The organism is Cupriavidus alkaliphilus, assembly GCF_900094595.1.
Lineage (GTDB): Bacteria > Pseudomonadota > Gammaproteobacteria > Burkholderiales > Burkholderiaceae > Cupriavidus > Cupriavidus alkaliphilus.
Genome location: NZ_FMAD01000001.1, coordinates 214,524 through 228,983, shown reverse-complemented (window position 1 = coordinate 228,983; position 14,460 = coordinate 214,524). Strand labels below are relative to the sequence as shown.

13 protein-coding genes are annotated in these 14,460 nt (G+C 69.3%); 9 read left to right on the top strand and 4 right to left on the bottom strand.

The window, feature by feature from the left end:
• Positions 1 to 45: 45 nt before the first annotated feature.
• The 8 genes from hda to GA0116996_RS01030 all read left to right on the top strand — a co-directional run bounded on the left by hda (position 46) and on the right by GA0116996_RS01030 (position 6,594).
• Complete coding sequence (gene hda, locus GA0116996_RS01065; protein WP_012353781.1) at positions 46 to 753, top strand: DnaA regulatory inactivator Hda; 708 nt, start codon at positions 46 to 48, stop codon at positions 751 to 753.
• Between the two features lie 63 nt (positions 754 to 816).
• Entirely contained in the window at positions 817 to 1,491 is a 675-nt protein-coding gene (locus tag GA0116996_RS01060) for a histidinol-phosphatase (protein WP_092306504.1), read from the top strand.
• A gap of 1 nt (position 1,492) precedes the next feature.
• Complete coding sequence (gene pcnB / locus GA0116996_RS01055) at positions 1,493 to 3,016, top strand: polynucleotide adenylyltransferase PcnB (RefSeq protein WP_092306502.1); 1,524 nt, start codon at positions 1,493 to 1,495, stop codon at positions 3,014 to 3,016.
• Entirely contained in the window at positions 3,017 to 3,556 is a 540-nt protein-coding gene (gene folK / locus GA0116996_RS01050) for a 2-amino-4-hydroxy-6-hydroxymethyldihydropteridine diphosphokinase (RefSeq protein ID WP_092306500.1), read from the top strand.
• A gap of 56 nt (positions 3,557 to 3,612) precedes the next feature.
• Positions 3,613 to 4,254, top strand: coding sequence for a deoxynucleoside kinase (locus GA0116996_RS01045; RefSeq protein ID WP_092306498.1), 642 nt, complete (start codon positions 3,613 to 3,615; stop codon positions 4,252 to 4,254).
• A 102-nt stretch (positions 4,255 to 4,356) separates the two neighbouring features.
• A complete protein-coding gene (panB, locus tag GA0116996_RS01040) occupies positions 4,357 to 5,178 on the top strand; it encodes a 3-methyl-2-oxobutanoate hydroxymethyltransferase (protein WP_062801660.1) in 822 nt (273 codons plus the stop codon).
• 4 nt (positions 5,179 to 5,182) lie between these two features.
• A complete protein-coding gene (locus GA0116996_RS01035) occupies positions 5,183 to 5,881 on the top strand; it encodes an ABC transporter permease (RefSeq protein ID WP_092306496.1) in 699 nt (232 codons plus the stop codon).
• The gene (locus GA0116996_RS01030; RefSeq protein WP_092306494.1) at positions 5,878 to 6,594 is read left to right on the top strand and encodes an ATP-binding cassette domain-containing protein; all 717 of its coding nucleotides are present in this window, start codon (positions 5,878 to 5,880) and stop codon (positions 6,592 to 6,594) included. The genes GA0116996_RS01035 and GA0116996_RS01030 overlap by 4 nt, the downstream gene beginning before the upstream one ends.
• Positions 6,595 to 6,602: 8 nt before the next feature.
• On the opposite strand, the gene pabB is transcribed toward GA0116996_RS01030, so the two are convergent.
• The 4 genes from pabB to GA0116996_RS01010 form a co-directional block, all read right to left on the bottom strand.
• Positions 6,603 to 8,531, bottom strand: a complete 1,929-nt coding sequence (gene pabB / locus GA0116996_RS01025) for an aminodeoxychorismate synthase component I (protein WP_092307330.1) — start codon at positions 8,529 to 8,531, stop codon at positions 6,603 to 6,605.
• Positions 8,532 to 8,721: 190 nt separating this feature from the next.
• Positions 8,722 to 9,855 carry a molecular chaperone DnaJ gene (gene dnaJ / locus GA0116996_RS01020; protein ID WP_092306492.1) on the bottom strand — a complete coding sequence of 378 codons (1,134 nt, stop codon included), beginning with the start codon at positions 9,853 to 9,855 and terminating at the stop codon, positions 8,722 to 8,724.
• Between the two features lie 171 nt (positions 9,856 to 10,026).
• Positions 10,027 to 11,973 (bottom strand): molecular chaperone DnaK, encoded by a 1,947-nt coding sequence (gene dnaK, locus GA0116996_RS01015; RefSeq protein ID WP_092306490.1) that lies wholly within the window; start codon positions 11,971 to 11,973, stop codon positions 10,027 to 10,029.
• 196 nt (positions 11,974 to 12,169) lie between these two features.
• The gene (locus GA0116996_RS01010; RefSeq protein WP_092306488.1) at positions 12,170 to 12,730 is read right to left on the bottom strand and encodes a cob(I)yrinic acid a,c-diamide adenosyltransferase; all 561 of its coding nucleotides are present in this window, start codon (positions 12,728 to 12,730) and stop codon (positions 12,170 to 12,172) included.
• A gap of 282 nt (positions 12,731 to 13,012) precedes the next feature.
• Between GA0116996_RS01010 and GA0116996_RS01005 the strand changes: the two genes are divergently transcribed.
• The gene (locus tag GA0116996_RS01005; RefSeq protein WP_092306486.1) at positions 13,013 to 14,443 is read left to right on the top strand and encodes an FAD-binding oxidoreductase; all 1,431 of its coding nucleotides are present in this window, start codon (positions 13,013 to 13,015) and stop codon (positions 14,441 to 14,443) included.
• Positions 14,444 to 14,460: the final 17 nt, after the last annotated feature.

The window sequence follows — 14,460 nt, the reverse complement described above, 5'->3', positions numbered from 1 at the left end:
CGCTGCTGCCCGCTCCACGAATCTAGCCGAAGTTAGCCATACGTCATGTCCCCGCGTCCCAAGCAACTGTCGCTCGAGCTGGGCAGCCCGCCGCCTTCGACCTTCGAGAATTTCGTGGTGGCGTCCAACCGCGAGGCGGTGCAGCGGCTGCGCGAGCTGCCGCCCGCGCTGGCGCAGGAGCATGCCAGCGACCGCCTGATCTACCTGTGGGGCGAGGTCGGTTGCGGCCGCACCCACCTGCTGCACGCGGTGTGCGAGGCCGGGCCGCAACATGGCATCCGCTGCCGCTACCTGAGCCCGCACCACCCGCTGTCCGATTTCCTGTTCGACCCCTGGTGCCAGCTCTATACCGTCGATGACGTCGAGCTGCTCGACGAAGCGCGCCAGATCGCGGTGTTCTCGCTCTACAACGAGGTGCGCGCGCACGGGCGCACCGCGCTGGTGGTGGCGGGCGGCCTGGCGCCGCGCGCGATGCCGGTGCGCGAAGACCTGCGCACGCGCCTGGGCTGGGGCCTGGTGTACCAGGTGGCGCCGTTGTCGGACGACGACAAGAAGGCCGCCGTGCTCCATGCCGCACGCGAGCGCGGACTGCAGCTGTCGCCCGAGATCACGCACTGGCTGGTGACGCGGCATTACCGCGACATGCCCAGCCTGATGGCGCTGCTGGACGCGCTCGACACCTATTCGCTCGAGCGCAAGCGGCCGGTCACGCTGCCGCTGCTGCGCGAGATGTTCGCCGAATTCCGGGATTAGGCGACGGCCCCGGCACCGCATGCTCCCCTACCCCCATCCTGCCTTCAGGTAAAATCGCCGCCCATGAATCTGGCACTCTTTGACCTCGACCACACCCTGATCCCGACCGACAGCGACCATGAATGGGGCCGCTTCCTGGTCCGCCTGGGCGTCGTCGACGAGGTAATCTACCGGCAGAAGAACGACGAGTTCTACGGCCACTACAAGGCCGGCACGCTCGATATCCAGGCGTTCCTGCGCTTTGCGCTGGCGCCGCTGGCGGCCAATCCGCGCGACCGGCTTGATGCCATGCGGGTGCGCTTCATGCACGAGGTGATCGACCCGGTGATCACGCCGCAGGCGCGCGCGCTGGTCTACAAGCACCTCGAGGCCGGCGACCTGTGCGCCGTGGTCACCGCCACTAACAGCTTCGTCACCGCGCCGATCGCCGCGGCCTTCGGCATCAAGCACCTGATCGCGACCGAGCCGGCCACCGTCGACGGCAAGCCCGAGAGCCAGTTCACCGGCGAGGTCGACGGCGTGCCCAGCTTCCGCGAAGGCAAGATCACCCGCGTCGAGGCCTGGCTCAAGGCCCAGGGCGCGGGCTGGGACAACTTCGAGACCACCACCTTCTACAGCGACTCGGCCAACGACCTGCCCCTGCTGGAAAAGGTCTCCGAGCCGATCGCCACCAACCCGGACGATCGCCTGCGCCACCACGCCGCCGCGGCCGGCTGGCGCATCATGGATCTGTTCTGACGTGATCAAGAAGCTCATTACCCGGCTGCTGGGCAAACCCGGCCCCAAGCAGCGCCGTACCGGCCGCGCCCATACGCCGCGCATCGTCAACGTCGACGAGCACCGGATCGACCCCACGCTGCTGTCGCGCAATGCCGTCAAGGTCACCTCGACGCTGCAGCAGGCCGGCTACCAGGCCTATATCGTCGGCGGCGCCGTGCGCGACCTGCTGCTCGGCATCAAGCCCAAGGACTTTGACGTCGCCACCAACGCCACGCCCGAGCAGGTGCAGTCGCTGTTCCGCCGCTCGCGCATCATCGGCCGGCGCTTCCAGATCGTGCACGTGACCTTCTACGGCGGGCGCGAGCAGGAAATCATCGAGGTCTCGACCTTCCGCGCGCTGGTCGACGCCATCGCCAGCGAGACCCTGCCCGAAGGCCGGCGCCTGAAGCGCGCCGAGCTCGACAGCAAGACCCATGCGATCGATGCCTCGGGCCGCGTGCTGCGCGACAACGTATGGGGCTCGCAGGCCGAAGACGCGGAACGCCGCGACTTCACCATCAACGCGATGTACTACGACCCGGCCGCGCAGACCGTGCATGACTACCATCACGGCATGGAAGACATCCGCGCGCGCCTGCTGCGCATGATCGGCGACCCGGCCACGCGCTACCGCGAAGACCCGGTGCGGATGCTGCGCGTGGTGCGCTTCGCCGCCAAGACCGGCTTCGACATCGACGAGGCCACGCGCCTGCCGATCGCCGGCCTGGCCGAGCTGATCCACAACGTGCCGAGCGCGCGCCTGTTCGACGAGATGCTCAAGCTGCTGATGTCCGGCCACGCCTGGGCCTCGCTGCAGGAGCTGCGCAAGGCGGGCCTGCACAAGGGCCTGCTGCCGCTGCTGGACGTGGCGCTGGAGCAGCCCATGGGCCAGCGCTTCGTGCAGCTGGCGCTGGACAACACCGACCGCCGCGTGCAGGCCGGCAAGCCGGTGTCGCCGGGCTTCCTGTTCGCCGCGCTGCTGTGGCACCACGTGCTGCAGCGCTGGAACAAGCTGCGCGACGACGGCGAGCACGCCATCGCCGCGCTCAACACGGCCATGGACACGGTGCTGGAGAAGCAGACCGGCCAGCTCGCGATCCAGCGCCGCTTCGTCACCGACATGCGCGATATCTGGGGCATGCAGCCGCGCTTCGAGAAGCGCGTGGGCCGCATGCCGTTCCGCCTGCTGGAGTCGCCGCGCTTCCGCGCCGGCTACGATTTCCTGGTGCTGCGCTGCCAGTCCGGCGAGCTGCCGGAAGAGCTGGCCGGCTGGTGGAACGACTTCCAGAATGCCGAGCCGCATGAGCGCGAAGCCCTGATCGACGCGGTGCGCAGCGCGCGCGGCCAGGGTGGCGCCCAGGCCCAGGGTGCGGAAGGCGAAGGCCCGGCGCGCAAGAAGCGCCGCCGGCGCGGTCCGCGGAAATCGGATAAAGTTTCTTCCCGGAGCGACTCGGACGCGGGCGAGGCAGCACATGCCGGCCCCGGCCAGCCGGAGGAAACGTAAATGACTCTCGCCTTCATCGGCATCGGCGCAAATCTTGGCGATGCCCGCCAGGCCATCAAGGACGCCATCGTGTGCCTGGCCCAGCAGGTCGGCATCACGGTGCTGGCGCGCTCCTCGCTCTATCGCACCGCGCCGGTCGATGCCGGCGGCGACGACTACTACAACGCGGTGGTCAAGGTGCAGACCTCGTTCACCGCGTCGCAGCTGCTGCGCATCTGCCACCACATCGAAGACCAGTTCGGCCGCGAGCGCCCGTTCCGCAACGCGCCGCGCACGCTCGACCTGGACCTGCTGCTGTTCGGCGACGAACAGCACGACCACGAGCACCTGACCGTGCCGCACCCGCGCCTGACCGAGCGCGCCTTCACGCTGGTGCCGCTGCTGGAGCTGGACGCGGCGCTGGCGATCCCGGGGCGCGGCCGCGCGGCCGACTACCTGGCCGGCGTGGGCGCGCAGCGCATCGAGAAGGTCTCCACCTGCAAGTGCATGCGCATGCAGGCCGCGGCCGGCGAGCCGGACCATGGCGGCACGCCCGGCTGAACCCGCCCGGCGGCGCCCGCGGCGCTGCCATCCCCCTCACTGACGCCCGGAGCGCCATGCTCGATCACCTGCGCCGCATTGTCGTCGAAGGCCCCGTCGGATCCGGCAAGACCTCGCTGGCGCAGCGCCTGGCGCGCACGCTGCAGGCCCAGGAACTGCCCGACAACGCCCGCCGCAGCCCGTTCCTCGAGCCGTTCTACCGCGACCCCGCGCGCCACGCGCTGGCGCTGCAGCTGTGGTGCCTGACCCAGCGCGCGGTGCTGCTGAAGCAGTGGCAGGCCGGAGTCGCCGCCGGCCAGCGCATGGTCAGCAACTTCCTGATCGCCAAAGACCGCCTGCACGCCGCGCTGACCCTGTCCGAGGACGAACTGGCGCTCTACGACGCCATTGCCGCGCGGCTGGCGCTGCCGCCGCAACGCGCCGACCTGGTGATCGTGCTGCAGGCGACGCCGTCGCTGCTGCGCGAGCGCATCGTGCGCCGCGGCGAGCCGGGCGAGGCCGGCATCGATGAACACTACCTGCAGCGCCTGGCCGGCGCCTATGGCGAACTGTTCCACCGCTACGACGACGCCCCGGTGCTGGTGGTCGACACCGCCCACTTCAATCCGGTGGACAATGACGACGATTTCCGTACACTACTGTCGCGCATCGAAAACATGCGCGGCCGCAAGGCCTTTCTCAATCTCGCCGCGCCCTGACAGGCACCCTCGCCTGCCAGACACAACACAATAACGACGGCTGTCGTTGCCGTGCGGGCAGCCCTCCCGGCACCGGCAAGGCCGTCCTACACGGGCACTGCCATGAGCTACCTCCTCGATCCCTCCCGCAAGACCATCACGATTCCCAAACTGCAGGCGATGCGTGACGCCGGCGAGAAAATCGCCATGCTGACCGCGTACGACTCCAGCTTCGCCGCGCTGCTCGACTATTGCGGCGTCGAGATGATCCTGGTGGGCGATTCGCTGGGCAATGTGATGCAGGGCCAGCAGACCACGCTGCCGGTCACGCTGGAACAGATGGCCTACCACACCGAATGCGCCGCGCGCGGCAACCAGACCGCGCTGCTGCTGACGGACCTGCCGTTCGGCACCTATCCGACCCCGGAAGCCGCGTTCGCCAGCGCCGTCACGCTGATGAAGGCCGGCGCGCAGATGGTCAAGCTCGAAGGCGGCGACTGGCTCGCGCCGATCGTGAAATTCCTGGTCGAGCGCAGCATCCCGGTGTGCGCGCATATCGGCCTGACGCCGCAGTCGGTGCACGCGCTGGGCGGCTTCAAGGTGCAGGGCAAGACCGACGCCGGCGCGGCCCAGCTCAGGCGCGATGCGCTGGCGCTGCAGGCCGCCGGTGCCCAGGTGGTGCTGATGGAAGCGGTGCCGGCCGCGCTGGCCGGCGAGATCACGCAGTCGCTGGCGGTGCCCACCATCGGCATCGGCGCCGGCGCAGACTGCACGGGCCAGGTGCTGGTGCTGCAGGACATGCTCAACATCTACCCCGGCCGCAAGGCCAAGTTCGTGCGCAACTTCATGGACGGCCAGCCCTCGATCGAGGCCGCGGTGCGCGCCTACGTGGCCGCCGTCAAGGACGGCAGCTTCCCCGCCGTCGAGCACACCTTCTCCGCCTGACGCGGTGGAGATCGGCACCGCCACCGCCGACGCCTTCCGCCTGCTGGCGAGCGGCGACGCCGGGCTGTGGTTCATCGTCTGGACCTCGCTGGTGGTGGCGGTGCTGGGCCTGGCCATCGCCACCGTGCCGGCCATCGCCGCGGCCTGGCTGATCGCCACGCGGCAGTTCCCGGGCCGGCGCGCGGTGGTGGTGGTGGCGCAGGCCTTTTTGTCGTTCCCGACCGTGCTGGTCGGGCTGATCCTCTACCTGCTGCTGACGCGCCAGGGGCCGCTGGGCAGCCTGCATTTGCTTTTTACTCCTTCGGGCATGGTGCTGGGGCAGGCCGTGATCGGCTTCCCGGTGGTGCTGGCCTTTGCCCTGTCGACGCTGCAGGGTGCCGACGTGCGCCTGCGCGAAACCGCCTGGGTGCTGGGCGCCGGCCGCTGGCGCACCTTCCTGACGGTGCTGCGCGAACTGCGCTTCGGGCTGATGGCGGCGGTGGTCGCCGGCTTTGGCCGGGTCATTGCCGAGGTGGGCTCGGCGCTGATGATCGGCGGCAATATCGAAGGCTCGACCCGCACCATCACCACGGCCATCGCGCTGGAAACCAGCAAGGGCGAATTCGCGCAGGGCATTGCGCTGGGCATGGTGCTGGTGGCGCTGGCGCTGCTGGTCAATATCGGCATGGCCTGGCTGCAGGGTGCCGGAGGCTTTCGCCGATGACACCGACCGCTACCGCCGGCCATGCCGGCCATGCCGACCATGGCCCGCTGCTAACTGTGCGCGGGCTGGCGCGCAGCATCGGCCTGCGCAAGCTGTTTGCGATCGACACGCTGGTGATCCCGCGCGCCACCGCGATCGTCATGACCGGCATGAACGGCGCCGGCAAGACCACGCTGCTGCGCATGCTGGCGGGTCTCGAGCCCGCGCCCGGCGCGGTCGCGCAATGGACCGATGCGCAGGGCCACGCCCACAGCGCGGCGCTGACGCCGCTGCCGCCGGCGCTGCGCCGGCGCATTGCCTACCTGCACCAGCATCCCTACCTGTTCCGCACCTCGGTGCGCGAGAACATCGCCTACGGCCTGCGCGCGCGCGGCCTGCCGCGCCATGACATCGACCTGCGCGTGGGCGAGGCGCTGGGCTGGGCCGGGGTCTCGCACCTGCAGGACACCGCGCCCGAATACCTGTCCGGCGGCGAGATCCAGCGCGTGGCACTGGCGCGCGCCAAGGTGCTGGAGCCGGAATTGCTGCTGCTCGACGAACCCACCTCCAGCCTCGACGGCCACGCGCGCGAGCAGGTGATCGCGCTGGTCGGCGACCTCGCCGCCGAAGGCCGCACCGTGGTGATGATCTGCCACGACCGCGAACTGATCAACCTGCCCGGCGTGGTGCGCTGGAAACTGGGCGACGGCGTGCTGGACACCCACCACCCCTAGCCACCGGCTCAGGCCGTCAACGTCGCCGGCATCACGCCGCGCAAGGCGTTGACCAGCACGATGGCCTCGGCGTGCGCCAGCATCGCGCGCGTGATCACCGCTTCTTCGACCGGCTCGCCCGGCGCGCCCAGCGCCGCGCCGCCCGCCTCCAGCACCACCGCCCGCATCACGCCCGGCAGGATGTCGGCCGACAGCGGCGGCGTCAGCCAGCGGCCGTCGATGCGCACGAACACGGAGCTGCGCCCGCCCTCGAGCAGTTCGCCACGCGCGTTGAAAAACAGCCGGTCGAAGCCGCCGGCGCGCTCGGCGGCCTGCCAGCCGGCATCGAAGACCGCGCGCGCACTGGTCTTGTGGCGGCGCAGCGGGTCGGCAGGCGGCAGCGGGTCCGGCGCCAGGTCGACACCGACCGGCCCCGCCGGCAACGGCGCCAGCGCGCCGCTGGCAAACGCCAGCGTGCCGGACTTGTCGACGCTGAGGCGCAGGCGCCAGGTGCCCGCCCCGAGTCGTGCCGCCTGCGCGGCCACCGCGTCGCGCGCGGCATCGGCGTCGAAGGCAAAGCCGAACGCCTGCGCCGATGCCCCAATGCGCGCCAGGTGCCGCGCCAGGTGCGGACACGCCCCGTCTTGCACGCGCAGGGTCTCGAACAACGTAAAGCCGGGATCGTGCCGGGTCAGGAAGCGCGCCTTCCAGCCGCATTCGGCGAATTCCTCCGCCGCCACGCTGTCATGGACGATGCCGCCGCCCACCCCCATCTCGCCGGCGCGCAGCGCACTGGCCGCGGGCGGCGCCAGCACCAGCGTGCGGATCGCCACCGACAGCGCGAACGGGCCGGCCATCGCGGCCCCGGACGGCGCCTCGATCCAGCCGATCGCGCCGGTGTAGAGCCCGCGCGGCGCGTGCTCGAGCTCGGTGATGATCTGCATGGTGCGCCGCTTGGGCGCGCCGGTGATCGAGCCGCACGGGAACAGCGCCGCCATCAGCGCGCCGAAGCCGGTGCCGGGCCGCGCCGTCGCCGTCACGGTCGAAGTCATTTGCAGCACCGCGCCGAACGGCTGCACCGCAAAGCGCTCCGGCACCGCCACGCTGCCCGGCTGCGCGATGCGGCCCAGGTCGTTGCGCAGCAGGTCGACGATCATCACATTCTCGGCCCGGTTCTTGGCGTCGGCGGCCAGCGCCGCGGCGGCCTGCGCATCGCGCGCGGCGTCGCCGGCGCGCGGCGCGGTGCCCTTCATCGGCCGGGTCAGCAGATGGCCCTGGCCATCGTGGCGCACGAACAGCTCCGGCGACAGCGACAGCACCATGGCGTCATCCGGCAGCCTGGCCAGCACGCCATACGGCACCGGCTGCGCGGCACGCAGCGCCGCGTACAGCGCCACCGGATCGCCGAAGGCATCGCAGCGCAGGCGCTGGGTGTAATTGACCTGATACGTGTCGCCCGCCTCGATCCACTGGTGGATACGCGCGATGGCGTCGTCGAAGGCCGCGCGGGACGTATCGGAAGCAATATGCATCAGGCCCGCTGGCCGCGGCTGCGCATGGGCTTGCAGCCACGCCGCCACCGCCGCGGCATCGAGCCGTTGCAGCCCGCGGAACCACAGCAGGCGCAGCGCACCGTCGTGGAACGGCATGGCGTTGCCCGTATGCACCGGGGCATCGACCAGCGCCCCACCGAATTCGTAGGGCGCGAACAAGGTGGCGTGCCAGCCCTGGCGCCAGCCTTCGGCGAGCATGGCGTCGAGCCGGGCGATGTCGCTGCCGGGGGATAGGCGGTCTTCGTGGACCAGGCCGGTGTAGAGGCGGGACGTGGTTTGCCCGGCGGGTGCGGTAGCGTCGTCGAGCAGGACGAAGACGTCCCCGCGCACTGCGGGCGTGCTCCCCTCTCCCGCGAGCGGGAGAGGGGCCGGGGGTGAAGGCGGGGGCGGGATGCTTGCTACCACAGGAAAATCGTCAGGGGAAAACAGCGGGACGGCCATGCATTATCGCGCGGCGGGACAGGCCGGGCGGATATTTGGAACTTGGTCGTCGCCGCCAGCGCCGGCCCTGACGCCCGCCCCTCTCGCCCAGCGCCGCGCCAAAAAACAAAACCGGCCACGCTCGCGCGTGGCCGGTTCCATACCGCAAGCCGGATCAGCTGAAGAAGCTCTTCACCTTGTCCAGCCACGAGGTTTCCTGCGGGCTGTGGCGCGAGCCGCCCTCATGCACCGAGCGGTCGAACTGGCGCAGCATTTCCTTCTGCGCCTCGGTCAGCTTGACCGGCGTCTCCACGTTCACATGCACGTAGAGGTCGCCCGGGTAGCCGGAGCGCACACCCTTGATGCCCTTGCCGCGCAGCCGGAAGGTCTTGCCGGACTGGGTCGCCTCAGGCACCGGGAAGGTGGCCTTGCCGCTCAGCGTGGGCACTTCCAGGTCGCCGCCCAGCGCCGCGGTGGCGAACGAGATCGGCATCTGGCAGTGCAGGTCGTCGCCGTCACGCTCGAACACCGCGTGCGGCTTGATGTGGACTTCCACGTACAGGTCGCCCGGGGGGCCGCCGTTGATGCCCGGCTCGCCGTTGCCGGACGAACGGATGCGCATGCCTTCGTCGATGCCGGCCGGGATCTTCACTTCCAGCGTCTTCTGCGACTTCAGCTTGCCCTGGCCGTGGCACTTGGTGCAGGGCTTGGGGATGAACTTGCCGCTGCCGTGGCACTTCGGGCAGGTCTGCTGCATGGTGAAGAAGCCCTGCGACACGCGCACCTGGCCGGCGCCGTGGCAGGTCGGGCAGGTTTCCACGCTCGAGCCAGGCTCGGCGCCGTTGCCGTGGCAGTGGTCGCAGTCGTCCCAGTGCGGCACGCGGATCTGCGCCTCGTGGCCGTGCGCGGCCTGCTCCAGCGAGATCTCCATGCTGTAGCGCAGGTCGGCGCCGCGATAGGCCTGCGGGCCCCCGCCGCCGCGGCGAGCGCCGCCCTGGCCGAAGATATCGCCGAAAATATCGCCGAAGGCCTCGGCAAAGCCGCCGTAGCCCTGCGCGCCGCCGAAGCCGCCCGCCATGTTCGGGTCCACGCCGGCATGGCCGTACTGGTCATACGCGGCCTTCTTCTCCGGATCGGAAAGCATCTCGTAGGCCTCCTTGGCCTCCTTGAATTTTTCCTCGGATTCCTTGCTGTCCGGATTGCGGTCCGGGTGGTATTTCATCGCGAGCTTGCGATAAGCCTTCTTGACTTCGTCTTCGCTCGCGTTCTTGCCTACCCCGAGCACTTCGTAATAGTCACGTTTTGCCATGGTGGCTCACTACCTCATTGGCCGGCGGGTGCAAGCGGCACGGGCCGGCGAATAGCAAAAAAGCCGAGCGCGGCATCCGACGGCGGTTTCCCGCAGGTCTGATGGCCGTCGCCCGGCGTCGGGGCGGGAGCGGCGCCGGCCAGTGCCTGCACCGCCGCCCGCGTATCCCGATTACTTCTTGTCGTTGACTTCCTTGAATTCGGCGTCCACAACGTTGTCGTCCTGCGGCTGGGCCTGCTGCTGGCCGCCGGCAGCACCCGCGGCACCGGCCGCGGCGCCTTCGCCGGCCTTGGCCTGCATGTCGGCGTAGACCTTCTCGCCCAGCTTCTGGCTGACTTCGGACAGCGCGTTGACCTTGGCGTCGATCTCGGTCTTGTCGCCGCCGCGTGCGGCGTCTTCCAGTTCCTTGATCGCGGCTTCGATCTTTTCCTTCTCGCCAGCGTCCAGCTTGTCGCCGTACTCGGTCAGCGCCTTCTTGGTCGAGTGGATCAGCGCGTCGGCCTGGTTGCGGGCATCAGCCAGCTCGCGGGCCTTCTTGTCTTCCTCGGCGTTGGCCTCGGCGTCCTTGACCATGCGCTGGATCTCGTCTTCCGACAGGCCCGAGTTGGCCTTGATGGTGATCCGGTTTTCCTTGCCGCTGGCCTTGTCCTTGGCGCCCACGTGCAGGATGCCGTTGGCGTCGATGTCGAACGAGACCTCGATCTGCGGCGTGCCGCGCGGTGCCGGCGGAATGCCCTCGAGGTTGAACTCGCCCAGCAGCTTGTTGCCGGTGGCCATCTCGCGCTCGCCCTGGTACACCTTGATGGTCACGGCCGGCTGGTTGTCGTCGGCGGTCGAGAACACCTGCGCATGCTTGGTCGGGATGGTGGTGTTCTTGGTGATCATCTTGGTCATCACGCCGCCCAGGGTCTCGATCCCCAGCGACAGCGGCGTCACGTCCAGCAGCAGCACGTCCTTGCGGTCGCCCGACAGCACCGAGCCCTGGATCGCGGCACCGACGGCCACGGCTTCGTCCGGGTTCACGTCCTTGCGCGCTTCCTTGCCGAAGAACTCCTTGACCTGCTCCTGCACCTTGGGCATGCGGGTCATGCCGCCGACCAGGATCACGTCGTCGATGTCGCTGACCTTGACGCCGGCGTCCTTGATCGCGGTGCGGCACGGCTCGATGGTGCGGGTGATCAGCTCTTCGACCAGCGATTCCAGCTTGGCGCGGGTCATCTTCAGGTTCAGGTGCTTCGGACCCGAGGCATCGGCCGTGATGTACGGCAGGTTGATCTCGGTCTGCTGCGAGCTCGACAGTTCGATCTTGGCCTTTTCGGCAGCTTCCTTCAGGCGCTGCAGCGCGAGCACGTCCTTGGACAGGTCGACGCCCTGGTCCTTCTTGAACTCGCCGATGATGTAGTCGATGATGCGCTGGTCGAAGTCTTCGCCGCCCAGGAAGGTGTCGCCGTTGGTCGACAGCACTTCGAACTGCTTTTCGCCGTCAACGTCCGCGATCTCGATGATCGAGATGTCGAAGGTGCCGCCGCCGAGGTCATACACGGCGATCTTGCGGTCGCCCTTCTCGTTCTTGTCCAGGCCGAAGGCCAGCGCGGCCGCGGTCGGCTCGTTGATGATGCGCTTGACGTCCAGGCCGGCGATGCGGCCGGCGTCCTTGGTCGCCTGGCGCTGCGAGTCGTTGAAGTAGGCCGGCACGGTGATCACGGCTTCGGTCACCGGCTCGCCGAGGTAGTCCTCGGCGGTCTTCTTCATCTTGCGCAGCACTTCGGCCGAGACCTGCGGCGGCGCCAGCTTCTGGTCGCGCACCGACACCCAGGCGTCGCCGTTGTCGGCCTTGACGATGGCGTACGGCATCAGGCCGATGTCCTTCTGGACTTCCTTCTCTTCGAACTTGCGGCCGATCAGGCGCTTGACCGCGTACAGGGTGTTGCGCGGATTGGTGACGGCCTGGCGCTTGGCCGGCGCGCCGACCAGGATCTCGCCGTCTTCCATGTAGGCGATGATCGACGGGGTGGTGCGCGCACCCTCGGAATTCTCGATGACCTTGGGCGTGTTGCCTTCCAGGATCGCGACGCAGCTGTTGGTGGTACCGAGGTCGATACCGATGATCTTACCCATTATTCTCTCCTCTTGAGCCAGCGCTATCCGCGCGGCTGCAATTCAACCTGAGGCCGAAATGTGGCCGTCCGGGGGCTTTTCAAGGGCAGAACCGGCAAATCCGAGTAATTTTCTCGGTTTCTGCCCTCATTCAACGGCAGGCGCTGCCGCGGCTTGAGCCGGCAGCGCTGGCGGGCTGCGTTATGTGGCTTTTGGATTACTTCTCCGCGGCATCGCGGTCGCGCTGCCACAGCACGTCCGAGCCGCCGCCCACCCGGTTCAGCACTCGCGCCAGCACGAACATCAGGTCCGAGAGCCGGTTCAGGTACTGGCGCGGCGCCTCGTTCAGCGCCTCGGCCGCGCCCAGCGCCACCAGCGCGCGCTCGGCGCGCCGGCACACGGTACGGCAGACGTGGGCCTGCGCCGCGGCGCGGCTGCCGCCGGGCAGGATGAACTCGGCCAGGCGCGGCAGGTTGGCGTTGTAGTCGGCCAGCCAGGTGTCGAGCTGAGCCACCTGCTCGGGCTTGAGCAGCGTGTAGCCCGGGATGGAAAGCTCGCCGCCCAGGTCGAACAGGTCGTGCTGGATATGCAGCAGCGCGGCGCGCACGTCGGCGGGCAGGTCTTCGGTCAGCAGCACGCCGACGTGGCAGTTCAGTTCATCGACATCGCCGATCGCGGCGATGCGCAGGCTGTCCTTGCCGGTGCGGCTGCCGTCGCCCAGGCCGGTGGTGCCGGCGTCGCCGGTGCGGGTGGCGATCTTCGACAGGCGGTTGCCCATGCCGGTCTCCTTGTCAGCGGTTTGTCGTTGGGAAATGGCGCATTATCGCGCCAGAGCCGCTGACTTAGCCATGCGCGCCGCATCCGCCGGCTGCGGCTGGCGCGGTCATCCGCTTGTGCGGCTATCGGCCGCGCGCTCGCCGCCGGAAGGTGCACCAGCCGCCGCGCGGCGTAGAATGCAGTCATTCGTCCATTCGATAACCGGGTCGCGCCCCAGCCTGCCGCCGGCATCCTCGGCGGCCTCGCAATCCATGAGGCCGCACCGACCCGCCGGAGACCCCGCATGAACCACCCCACGTCGTCCGCCTCCCTCGCCCGCCGTCCGCTGCCGCCCGCCATGGCCGACGCCCTCGCGGCACGCTTCGGCGAGCGCTTCACCACCTCCGCCGGCGTGCGCGAGCACCATGGCCGCGACGAGTCGCCGTTCCCGCCGGCGCTGCCCGATGCGGTGGTGTTTGCCCACAGCACCGAGGAGGTGGCCGAGGTCGCGCGCCTGTGCAACCAGCATGGCGTGCCGCTGATCCCGTACGGCGCGGGCTCGTCGCTGGAAGGCCACCTGCTGGCGGTGGCCGGCGGCATCAGCCTGGACCTGTCGCAGATGAACCGGGTGCTGGCGGTGCAGCCCGAGGACCTGACCGTGACCGTGCAGCCCGGCGTCACGCGCAAGCAGCTGAACCAGGAGATCAAGGACACCGGCCTGTTCTTCCCGATCGACCCGGGCGCCGACGCGTCGCTGGGCGGCATGTGCGCCACGCGCGCGTCGGGGACCAACGCGGTGCGCTACGGCACCATGCGCGAAAACGTGCTGGCGCTGACGGTGGTGACCGCCGATGGCCGCGTGATTCGCACCGGCACGCAGGCGCGCAAGTCGTCGGCCGGTTATGACCTGACCCGGCTCTTCATCGGCAGCGAAGGCACGCTCGGCATCATCACCGAGGTCACGGTGCGGCTGTACCCGCAGCCCGAGGCGATCTCCGCCGCGGTATGCGCCTTTTCCAGCATGGGCAGCGCAGTGCAGGCCGTGATCCAGACCATCCAGCTGGGCGTGCCGGTGGCGCGCGTGGAATTCGTCGATGCGCTGGCGATCCGCGCCATCAACCGCCACGACAACCTGACCCTGCCCGAGACCCCGCACCTGTTCTTCGAATTCCACGGCACCGAGGCCGGCGTGCGCGAGCAGGCCGAGACCGTGCAGCAGATCACCGCCGAATTCGGCGGCCAGGGCTTCGAGTGGGCCACGCGCCCGGAAGACCGCAGCCGGCTGTGGAACGCGCGCCATACCGCGTACTTTGCGATGCTCCAGCTCAAGCCGGGCTGCAAGTCGGTCACCACCGACGTGTGCGTGCCGATCTCGCGCCTGGCCGACTGCGTCACCGAGACCGAGAAGGACCTGAACGCCTCGGCGCTGCCCTGCCCCATCGTCGGCCATGTCGGCGACGGCAACTTCCACGTGGCGATCCTGGTCGACCCGGACCGGCCTGAGGAAATGGCCGAGGCCGAGGCCATCAACCAGCGCATCGTCGAACGCGCGCTGGCGATGGGCGGCACCTGCACCGGCGAGCACGGCGTGGGCCTGCACAAGCAGCGCTTCCTGGTGGCGGAGCACGGCGAAGACGCGCTGGACCTGATGCGCGCGATCAAGGATGCGCTCGACCCCAACCACATCCTGAACCCCGGCAAGATCTTCAGCGCCGCGCGCGCCGGCACGCAGTAAGGCGCCCGACAGGCAAG

Coding starts and splice junctions, on each gene's coding strand:
- GA0116996_RS01030 (WP_092306494.1), top strand. CDS start 5,878: ATGACACCGACCGCTACCGCCGGCCATGCCGGCCATGCCGACCATGGC.
- folK (WP_092306500.1), top strand. CDS start 3,017: ATGACTCTCGCCTTCATCGGCATCGGCGCAAATCTTGGCGATGCCCGC.
- GA0116996_RS01060 (WP_092306504.1), top strand. CDS start 817: ATGAATCTGGCACTCTTTGACCTCGACCACACCCTGATCCCGACCGAC.
- hda (WP_012353781.1), top strand. CDS start 46: ATGTCCCCGCGTCCCAAGCAACTGTCGCTCGAGCTGGGCAGCCCGCCG.
- dnaJ (WP_092306492.1), bottom strand. CDS start 9,855: ATGGCAAAACGTGACTATTACGAAGTGCTCGGGGTAGGCAAGAACGCG.
- dnaK (WP_092306490.1), bottom strand. CDS start 11,973: ATGGGTAAGATCATCGGTATCGACCTCGGTACCACCAACAGCTGCGTC.
- panB (WP_062801660.1), top strand. CDS start 4,357: ATGAGCTACCTCCTCGATCCCTCCCGCAAGACCATCACGATTCCCAAA.
- GA0116996_RS01045 (WP_092306498.1), top strand. CDS start 3,613: ATGCTCGATCACCTGCGCCGCATTGTCGTCGAAGGCCCCGTCGGATCC.
- GA0116996_RS01005 (WP_092306486.1), top strand. CDS start 13,013: ATGAACCACCCCACGTCGTCCGCCTCCCTCGCCCGCCGTCCGCTGCCG.
- GA0116996_RS01010 (WP_092306488.1), bottom strand. CDS start 12,730: ATGGGCAACCGCCTGTCGAAGATCGCCACCCGCACCGGCGACGCCGGC.